The 7,699-nt window shown below is 55.9% G+C and carries 4 protein-coding genes; 2 read left to right on the top strand and 2 right to left on the bottom strand.

All coding sequences use genetic code 11. The annotated features are described in order from the left end of the window. Window positions 1–254 precede the first annotated feature (254 nt). Both QZR18_RS02820 and QZR18_RS02825 read right to left on the bottom strand, forming a co-directional pair. On the bottom strand, window positions 255–2,555 hold the full coding sequence (locus tag QZR18_RS02820; RefSeq protein WP_291459112.1) for a bifunctional UDP-sugar hydrolase/5'-nucleotidase: 2,301 nt from the start codon (window positions 2,553–2,555) through the stop codon (window positions 255–257). A 33-nt stretch (window positions 2,556–2,588) separates the two neighbouring features. Further along, the gene (locus QZR18_RS02825; RefSeq protein WP_178704534.1) at window positions 2,589–4,892 is read right to left on the bottom strand and encodes an ExeM/NucH family extracellular endonuclease; all 2,304 of its coding nucleotides are present in this window, start codon (window positions 4,890–4,892) and stop codon (window positions 2,589–2,591) included. 260 nt (window positions 4,893–5,152) lie between these two features. On the opposite strand from QZR18_RS02825, the gene QZR18_RS02830 reads away from it, so the two are divergent. Then, window positions 5,153–5,965 (top strand): ABC transporter ATP-binding protein, encoded by an 813-nt coding sequence (locus QZR18_RS02830; RefSeq protein WP_295910272.1) that lies wholly within the window; start codon window positions 5,153–5,155, stop codon window positions 5,963–5,965. Then, window positions 5,950–7,653 (top strand): hypothetical protein, encoded by a 1,704-nt coding sequence (locus QZR18_RS02835; protein ID WP_178704531.1) that lies wholly within the window; start codon window positions 5,950–5,952, stop codon window positions 7,651–7,653. The genes QZR18_RS02830 and QZR18_RS02835 overlap by 16 nt, the downstream gene beginning before the upstream one ends. Window positions 7,654–7,699: the final 46 nt, after the last annotated feature.

Below are 7,699 nucleotides of genomic sequence, written 5' to 3' on the forward strand. Positions count from 1 at the left end.
AGCTCGATAACGAATCTATAAAACTCATCTTTTCCGCATAATTGCAGTAATTATTCATTTCTGAATCACAGTTACCCTCTCAACATATGGGCACACTTGCACAAAAACCTCAAAGCTTCGAAGCCTCAAAGATAAGCATTCTCAAATTGACACAGCTGACAAACACGGTGGGTGGCACAGCTATACGGCCATGCCACCCACGTGCGAATTCAGTGCTCAATCAGAGTGAGATCCTCATGAGTACAGCATCCATTTCAGTTCTTCTTGCGACGCAGAGCAACCCCTGCACCACCCAGCGCAAGAGCGGCCAAGACTGCAATTCCAGCTACAGAACCGGTCTTCGCCAGCTTCTTGCCCTTCGGAGCCTTCGGGTTCACCGCGGTGTTCGTCGATGCAGGCTGCTGAACGACTGGGCAAGCAACCGACACAGTCAAACCTGCGGCCTCGGGAACGACGGTTCCAAAATCGGTCTCAACAGTGACGGGCAGCGTGAGCACTCCCCCTTCGGGTTTGGCGGCGCATACCGACATCGGCAGCGAGGCCTTCAAAGTTGCCTGACCTGCACCATCAGTCGTGATGATCGAGGCTTCGTCAGAAGCATGCAATTCACGCAGCGAGTTATCAACACTTGCGCTGGCGACAACAGATCCGAAGGAGACCTTGACATTCTGGGTCTTTCCGGGGCCCTCGGAGAAGGACAGCCCACGCAAAGGCACCGTGAATTCCTGATCGGGAGTCACCGGATCGCTCGGGAGCGTCACGCCAATTGCCTGCTTGAGGGTCGCAGCCTTAATGCCGTTGTGCGCGCCCAGGTATTCGTTGAACTTATCTCGGTCGAGGTTACCCAAAACCGTCTTCGTTCCACGGGTGAGCGCCGGGAAGGTATCGCCTCCTGCAAGGAGGAAGGTCACCGATCCAACTGTGTATTCCTTGTTCATATCAATGGGCGCACCATTGACGAGCAGCGAGGTAATGCGCTCACCGTAAGGCTTAGAGGCATCGTAGGTGTACTGGACATTCTTCGACAGACCAAGCTTGAGCAGCGGGCGCGAGTTCTGAGAGTTCAGGTTCGTCTTCCACTGTTCTTCCAGAGCGTCCTTCACGTCAGAACCCTTGATGGTCACGTATCCCAGCTCGTTCGAGAAGGGCATGACGTCGTAGCTCTGCTTGTAGGTGATGGTGCCATCGCTACCGGGTTCAAGATCTGCACGCATACCGCCAGCATTGATCATGCCGATATCGACGGGGTTGCCATCGGGGGTGTGGATCGTTTCGCGCATTGCGTCAGCGGCCAGGTTGCCCAAGGTCGACTCAATACCGCGGTTACCGCCCTTTTCGATGCTTCCATCGGGGGCCACGAAGATGCCACGGTGGAAGCTCTCGGTGTAGCCCCGTGCCACAACTTCGGCACCGGCGGCTGCCGAGGCCTGCTGCGCGCGGGTAACAACTGCCTTCGTCTCAGGGTCTTCACCGCACTCATAAACGGTTGCAGCAGGGATCAGCTTGGTATCGGCCTTAACGACCTTTCCGGTCGCCGTGTCGTAGGAGATCTGGATCAGGCCCAGGTTATCCGTGTAGGAACCCGATGCAACGCCCGCGAGAAGCGGATTTGCGGAGGTGAGCGTGACCGCTGAATCGACATGGTCGAACTCGTAAGGAACGTGCGTGTCGCCACCCATGAGACCGTCGACATCGGGGCCCATCTTCGGGTAGTTATTCTTCACGTCATCATCAAGCATGGCGATGACGATCTGCGCGGTCCCGTCCTGCTTGAGCTGCTTAGCCAGGGTGTTGATCTTGGCGACCGGATCGTTGAAGGTCAGACCCGCAGTGGTTCCGGGGCTGAGCTTATAGGGCACGTCCCCAGCGATTGCACCAATAAATGCAACCGTCACTCCCGAGGGAGAGGTCCACAGCTTGTATTCTCCCAAGTACGGAGTACCCGAACCCCAGGTTCCCATTCCGTCAACATTTGCAGCCAAGTAGGGGAAGTTCGTCTGAACAAACTCAGAGGGGTTCGATCCATCAACGCGCTGCTTGAAGACAGTCTGGCCCATATCCAGCTCGTGGTTGCCCATGGTCGATGCCAAGGCATGCATCGTATTGAGTGCCTCGATGGTCGGGTTATCCTTCAGTGCACCAGAGGTATAGGGGGAGGCGCCAATATTGTCGCCCAACAGGGTGAAGCTTGAGTTCGGGTTCGTTGCCTTTGCTTTCTTGAGGTAGCAATTCATCGCCGGAAGACCTGCTTCGCTGATCTTCTTGGTCTTGCGGTCCTTTTGCGGCTCAATGTGTCCGTGTACATCGGTGAGGTTGTACAGGTCCAAGGTGACGATATCGGATGCTCCGCGCTCCGCTGCGGCAGCGGGGGCCGGAGCAGGAGTCGCTTCGCCTGCCGAGGCCTCGGCAGTGGGGGTGGCGGCAGGAGCCTCGGTACTCGCTTGCGCCGTGGGGGTGGCGTCACTGGCAGGCTCCGCGAGCGCAGTCAGCGGTGTTGCAAAGAGCGCGAGCGCCGCACCGGTTGCAATCGCCACTCGTCGTGAAGTGGTGAACATATTGTGTGTTCCTCTCGTGATGGTTGGTGAGGGTCAGAGTGTCTTACGGCGCAGCACACAACCGATTGCTGCCAAGGCTAAAGCTCCCGCAATCAGCGGAATACTTCCCATGACACCGGTCGAGGCCAAAGTGGAGTGCTTCGGAGTCACTGCGGATTGCGGGGAAGGTTGCGTGGGAGCGCTCGGGGAGACGGAGGCCTGTCCCGAAGGTTCACTGGTGGGTGCAACACGCGGATTGTTAATCGGAGTGATGAGATTCAAACCGATGATTTCAGGATTGTGGTCCGAGGCGCGGTAGGGGTTATCGGCCTCGAAAGCCAAGTAGGCGTTGTAGTTGGCACGCGAGTATTCGAAGGCAATGCTCTCTTGCGCGTTCACGGCCCACGACTTCACTCCAGTGATCAGCGGGTGTGCTGCAGAGTTAGCAAAGACGTGGTCCATCGATCCCGAACGACCACCATAGACATAGGAAGAGTCGCCGTGACCCGACTCATGGGTCCAACCAGCATCAGTGAGAACCTTGAGCGGATCTTCCTTGGAATAGGCGTTGAAGTCACCGACAAGCAGAGTTGGGGTTCCATCAAAACGCTGAGCAAAAGTGGCAAGTGCCCGGGCTTGCTTAACGCGGACTCCATTGGAATTACCCTGCCCGTCACCATTGTCGGTATTCGCGGCAGCTTCTGCAGCGGACAAGTTCTTCGGCGCGGACCCCTTCGACTTAAAGTGGTTGGCAATAACGACGAAATTCTTGCCCTCGTGGTTTGTATCAGTGATCGGCTTGAATTCTTGAGCGAGCGGCTGGCGAGCAAGGCCTGTGTATGCGGGGTCATCAAAAATGACTGAGTTACCAACCGGGGTAATCCTTGCCTTCTTGTAGATGAAGGCAATACGGATGACATCTTCGTTCGCAGGAACGGTTGAAGGGCTGGGGACATAGGCCCAGACCTCGGATCCGGCAGCTGCGTTGAGTGCATTGACCAAGCTCTTGAGCGCACCATCACGATCGCTGCTGACACCCGATGCGACGGGGTTTTCGATTTCTTCCAATGCCACGACGTCGGCATCGATCGTGTTAATCGCCTGAACAATCTTGGTTTGCTGGTTCGAAAAAGCCTGCGAGGACCAGGCTCCGCGAAGCTTGCAGTTCTTATCGGTTATGAACTTGTGATCGCGATCCTCGTACCCCTTGCACCCGGGTTCGTTTTCACCCAGATCAGAGAAGTAGTTGAGGACGTTGAAGGTTGCAACCTTCGTATCTCCGCCCACTGTTGGAGCAGCTGGACGCTCCCCCGTGATGGTGACCGGAGAACGATCAGGGTAACCAGCGGTCATCTGCGTGGGCTGGAAAACAAAGCTTCCAAAGCGCGATTCCAAGACAACGGGTTTCGTGAAGGTGACGTGGTAGCCCACGCGCGCAGGTGCTCCATTGGCCAAGTAGGCGTAGCGCTCTTTGTGCCCGTTCTGCTTGAAATTCGTCAGGTCTGTCGTCGAGGCATCGTCTAGGTCGATGGTCTTCGCAGCGTTTTCGGCCTCGTAGGCTTGAGCAGCGGCACCGGGGGCAACAACGTCGGTCGCAGTACGCAAAACCTCGCTTCCAGGGGTCAGCGAGAGCGTCCCGAAGCGGTTCGTCTTGTAGTTATCCGTAATTGTCCAGGTGTCCTTGGGCAGAACCAGCATGGATTCAAGCGCTTCCATCTGCTTTTGAGTCGGCACACCGCTCAGTTCCGTGGGTTTAACGGGATCGCATCCGCTCACTGCTGTGATCTTTTCCGGAAGCAGTTGAGTCAAGCTCTGGGTTGAAGCGGTTGCATTCTTGACACCCGAATATTCAGCAACCTTTCCTTTGACGACAACGCAGTCGCCAATCGAAGGCATTGAGGCAGAGGATTTCCCCATAAAGACGAAGAGGCCATCGGAGGTGCTTCGCGCGGGATCCCAGGTTCCGCCTGTTCCTGGGGTTTGGATGGTGAAGCCTTCGAGGCCTTTAAGGTTTGCGTTCTCTGCCTTGGGATAGGCCGCGGTCACAATGCCTTTGGTTTCAACGGTTTGATTAATCAGGTGAGAGTCATCTCCATCACCTGGGGTTTGGATATCGCCGATGCTCACCAGCGTCGGCGCCGCGCGGTCCTCGCCCTGGGCTTGCGAGGCCTCGGCGCTGGGAACAGAAGCCGCCTCCTCTGGGGCTGTAGTTACTGCCTCGGGCGCGGGAGATGCCGTTTGTGCATCATTTCTTGCTGTTTCACCTCCTGCCGGGTCAGCGTAAGCCACAATGGGTATCCCCATGAGCGAGAGTGTCGCAAGAGTGGTCACCAGTGTCCGATTCTTCGCATGCAGCATGTGCATCTTCCTCTCAAGGCGAACGAATCCGAATGCAGAAAACAGCGGGCATCGTCTGCGAGGACAGAGCAGGCACACTCTAGACCTGTTACCCCCGACCACTCGAAAGGTTAGTCCTTCTCAGAAGGCAGAAGGAACATTTTCACAAAATCTCAGTATCACTTTGGAGAATCCTCAGCTCGCCCCCAGATAAAGGGAAATGAGCGTCCATTTTCTGCAACGTTCTCCACAGCTGAGGAGATATTCACTACTGTAGGAACATGTCTATACCTACTCCTCCCCCGGCACAGCCTCCAACGACGCAAGCTCCTGTGGAAGTCGAGCCTCCTGCACTTGCAAGTCGCGGCCTCGTAAAAATTTTCGGAAACTTGGTTGCCGTCGCAAACCTCACCCTCGATATCCCCAAGGGCTCCTTCTACGGCTTCGTCGGCCCCAACGGCGCGGGTAAGACAACTACCCTCAACATGGCAACCGGCCTGCTTACCCCCGATCAGGGAACCGCCTACGTCAATGGAATTGATGTATGGAAAGACGATCAAGCGGCTCGCGCACAGCTCGGCGTCATGCCTGACGGTATGCGTTTACTTGACCGTCTCTCAGGCCCAGACTTCTTGGTGCATGTTGGAATGCTTCGCGGGTTGGATCGAGAAACTGCCCGCCAGCGAGCTCACCAGCTTCTGGATACCCTGGACCTGACCGATGCTGGAAAGAAACTCATTTCGGACTACTCAGCTGGTATGACGAAGAAGATTTCTCTGGCGGCAGCACTCATTCACGCTCCCTCTCTGTTGGTTCTTGACGAACCCTTCGAGGCCGTTGACCCGGTTTCGGCGGCAAATATCCGCCAGATCTTGCAAGACTTCACTTCCCGAGGGGGAACGGTCATTCTCTCCAGTCACGTCATGGCAACAGTCCAACAGCTGTGCACGCACGTCGCGGTGATTAATCACGGACAAGTACTGGCCTCCGGCGCAACCGAAGAGGTTGCAGCGGGAATGTCCCTTGACGAGCGTTTTGCCCAGCTGGTTGGCGGCGTTCACACCAGCGAAGGACTGTCATGGCTGGCCAACTGATTCGCATGAAATTGCGCATCATGTGGAATACGGTGCGCAGTCAGACAGCCGTTTTGATTTTCTCGATCATCGGCATTGTGTACGGTTTGGGTTTCACGGGCTTTGCCTACTTTGGTATTGCCAAGATTGCAACCATAGTGACTGAGGCTCCATGGGTCTTTGTCATGCTGCCCGGACCTGTGATTTTCGTGGGCTGGATCATCTGCCCAGTGATCATGGCATCGATGGATAACTCCCTTGAGCCGCGCCGACTTTCTCCCTTTGTCGCACCTACGCATCAGCTCGCGCGCGCACTTATAGCCGCTTCATGCGTGAGCATCGGAGCAATTTTCTCTGGACTCTTCATCATTCTTCCCGCCTGGTTTTATCTCTTCCGGGGGCTTTGGGCCATGGCTGCAGGATCACTCATTGCCGGGGTGCTCACACTTGTGACCGCAATCGTGTGGGCAAAGGCAATCACGACGTGGGCGGGAAACCAGATTCAAAAAGATTCAACGCGAAAGAACTTAGCGGGCTTCATTGGGACCATGGTGTTCATTTCTGTCTTTGCACCGATGGGGATCTGGTTCCAACTCCTTGCCGAGCATTTCTCATATGATGCGGTGCTGGCTGCGCTTCCAGTCGTGTACACAACACCTTTTGGTTCCTTCTTCGGAGTCGTCGCATCTGTGAGCGAGAGTGACTACCTGACGGCCGGGATCCGTTTCGCGATTGCTGCCCTTACTGCCGGCGCGGCTTGGTTCCTGTGGCTGAGGGTTCTGGAACCAGCGATGCACGGGGTTTCCCGCCCAGTGTCTGCGCAAGCTCAGCAGGCGATCAAAGAGGGACGCTATCACGTTGATGAAGAGCGCGCGTCCAAAGAACGCGAGCAGCAGCGCCAAGATTCACGTGCACTGGGACTCAAATACGTACAGCGCTGGGAAGCACTTGGTCTCTCACCTCAGAGCGCTTCCATGGCAACGAAGACCGCTTACTACTGGCTTCATGATTCGCGCCTGTCGACCTCTCTTGCGTCCAGCATTTTCTTCCCCTTCATGGCAGTTCTCATGAGTTTCCTGATGGACAGTGAAAGCCGCAGTGAGGTGCCTTTCTCCTTCAATTTCTTCCTGTACCTGGCTCCTTTAGTCATCGGGGCGACAGTCGGGGCAAATATGCAATATGACTCCACTGCAGCGTGGATCCCTATCGCATCTGGAGTTCGTGGCGCTCAAGACCGCTTGGGACGCCTGCTCGGATCCTTGGTGGTGATCACTCCGGTTATCCTCATCGCAGATAGCATTGCGTGCACCATTTTGGGTAATACTTTTGCCGACACCGCCTGGGTTTTGGGCCTGTGCTTGCTTCTTTTGGCTGCTTCTTCTTCAACGGCAATGATCATTGGAAGCCGCTGGGTCTATCAAGTCCAACAGCCGGGGGCGTCTCCCCTTAGTACCCGAGGAACTGGATCGGGCATGGTTGCGATGTGGGCTATCTCGGCTACAACACTCGGTGGGCTTCTTGGTGCACTTCCCGGGTGGTTGGCTCTGTATTTCACCGCCGGTCACACGATCGCATTTATTGGAGCCTTTGTATTCTCAGCTGCGTGGAGCGCAGGCCTTATGGCGATTGCGGTCAGGTGGGGCGGAAAACTCTGGGACCGTTACAAGGTTGAGATGCTCAACAAGATGCAGTCCTGGCCCGGACGATAAACCTTATTTTTAAACATAGGGGTGTGGTCCGCAGGAATTCCTGCGG

Source organism: uncultured Actinomyces sp. (genome assembly GCA_900541895.1).
GTDB lineage: Bacteria > Actinomycetota > Actinomycetes > Actinomycetales > Actinomycetaceae > Pauljensenia.

Bases quoted from the DNA above. Each gene is read 5' to 3' on its own strand.
- QZR18_RS02825 (WP_178704534.1), bottom strand. From the start codon at position 4,892: ATGCTGCATGCGAAGAATCGGACACTGGTGACCACTCTTGCGACACTC.
- QZR18_RS02830 (WP_295910272.1), top strand. From the start codon at position 5,153: ATGTCTATACCTACTCCTCCCCCGGCACAGCCTCCAACGACGCAAGCT.
- QZR18_RS02820 (WP_291459112.1), bottom strand. From the start codon at position 2,555: ATGTTCACCACTTCACGACGAGTGGCGATTGCAACCGGTGCGGCGCTC.
- QZR18_RS02835 (WP_178704531.1), top strand. From the start codon at position 5,950: ATGGCTGGCCAACTGATTCGCATGAAATTGCGCATCATGTGGAATACG.